The organism is Agrobacterium sp. MCAB5 (assembly GCF_052114365.1).
Classification (GTDB): Bacteria; Pseudomonadota; Alphaproteobacteria; order Rhizobiales; family Rhizobiaceae; genus Agrobacterium; species Agrobacterium tumefaciens.
Window position 1 is genome coordinate 1 of record NZ_JBFREP010000039.1, and the last position, 1,222, is coordinate 1,222.

Annotated in this window: 1 protein-coding gene; it reads right to left on the reverse strand. The window is 56.2% G+C overall.

The window, feature by feature from the left end; translation table 11 throughout:
- Positions 1-306 precede the first annotated feature (306 nt).
- A partial coding sequence (locus AB4Z23_RS27125) for an IS110 family transposase (RefSeq protein WP_441361137.1) occupies positions 307-1,222 on the reverse strand: 916 nt, incomplete at its 5' end.

Sequence of the window (1,222 nt, forward strand, 5' to 3'; positions counted from 1 at the left end):
TCACATCAGGATTTTTGTCAATTGTTCATTCGAGTGGCATCGAATTTCTCCTTCGTAGGCGGATCCACGGTCTGAGCCCATAGCAATTACCGGCCCGGTTCTCGGGCCTATACAACCTCACATCCGGTCGCCGCTCTCACGCGGCTGCACCATTATCCCGCTTTCGACGGGCACGGGCTCAGGAGAACGGGACCAAACTCAAGATCGGCGTTTGAAGCCAAAAGGATACCCGGTCCGTTCACCTGGATCCGTCAGGGCTGATCAGGCCCTGAGGATTAGAAACTGTGTTTCGCAGCAGTTTGTCTTTCAGGCGGTTTTCATGATGGCACCTTCGATGACGACGCCGGAGCTCACATACTTCCAGAGGGCCACGAGCAGCTTACGCGCGAGCGCAACGATCATCGGCGTCTTTAAACGGCCGGCGTTCCGAGCGATGCGTTCCTTAAACCACAGCGTTAAAGTCGATTTCGGTTGGTGTCGCAGCCATAGCCAGGCGAGTTCGACCATCGTTGCCCGCAATCGCGGATTTCCCGCTTTCGAGACCCCTTGTTCACGATTGACGTTGCCGCTTTGCCAAGGGGAGGGCGCAAGGCCCGCATAGGATGCGATTTGCCGCCGATTGTCGAAGTGTCGGAACAAGCCTTCCGTGTAAAGTACCGTAGCGAACTCTGGGCCTATTCCTTTAATGCCTAAAAGCGCGGCCGCCTCTTTCGGCGTTTCCGGCGTCTCCTGAACAATCAAGGCATCTCGCTCGGCTTCAACAGCCTTGATTTGTGTGAGCAACAATTCGAGGCGATCGAGTTCTCTGCAGATTTCCCCTTTCAAATGCTTTGAGAGTGGCCGACCATCGCCAGTCCGAAGTTCTTCCAGGCGTTGGCGGCGATCTCGATTGACAGGTTGGTAATCCCGAATTCCTTGCGTGAAGAGCAGCCCCTTTATGCGGTTGACGTGGAAGACACGTTCCGCAATCAGAGTTTTCCGCTCCCGTCCAATCCGTCGATTGTCGTCTTCCTCGGGTGAGAGAAGTTTGACCATTGAGCACGCGCGAGGTTCGCCACGTTTCCATGCCATCAATGCGCGGATCAGCGTTTCGCCATCGATACGGTCGGTCTTCGCCCGGCGATGCCGGCGCGGCATGGCAATTGATGCGGCTTCTACAATGTGGCTCTCGATCCAAGCCTCCTTGCTGAGCACTCGTCCCAGCCAGAAGCCATCCAGCCCG